This is a genomic window from Chromohalobacter sp. HP20-39 (genome assembly GCF_033052815.1).
Lineage (GTDB): Bacteria > Pseudomonadota > Gammaproteobacteria > Pseudomonadales > Halomonadaceae > Chromohalobacter.
In genome coordinates, this window is the sequence record NZ_JAWHTP010000696.1 from 1 (window position 1) to 271 (window position 271).

General features: G+C 58.7%; 1 protein-coding gene. It reads left to right on the top strand.

From position 1 onward, the window contains the following. Positions 1 to 42: 42 nt before the first annotated feature. A partial coding sequence (locus tag RVY79_RS19745; protein WP_317466267.1) for an RICIN domain-containing protein occupies positions 43 to 271 on the top strand: 229 nt, incomplete at its 3' end.

Below are 271 nucleotides of genomic sequence, written 5' to 3' on the forward strand. Positions count from 1 at the left end.
TTAACCTCCCACAGCTGGGCACAAACCTCGGCCGGCGGCGACATGATCGTCCTGCGCTCGGAGAGCAGCCAGTGCCTCAAAGCCGACAAAGCCGTGGCAGGCGCCAAAACATTCGTGGCGGCCTGCGATCTGGACCAAGCGCTGCAGCGCTGGCTGCTTCAGAACTCACAAATTCAACTGGAAAACACCCAGTTGTGCCTGTCGGTGAATGAAATCAGTGACGGCCAGCCCGCGGTTCTTTCCAATTGCCAAAAATCGCCGAAGCAGCGCT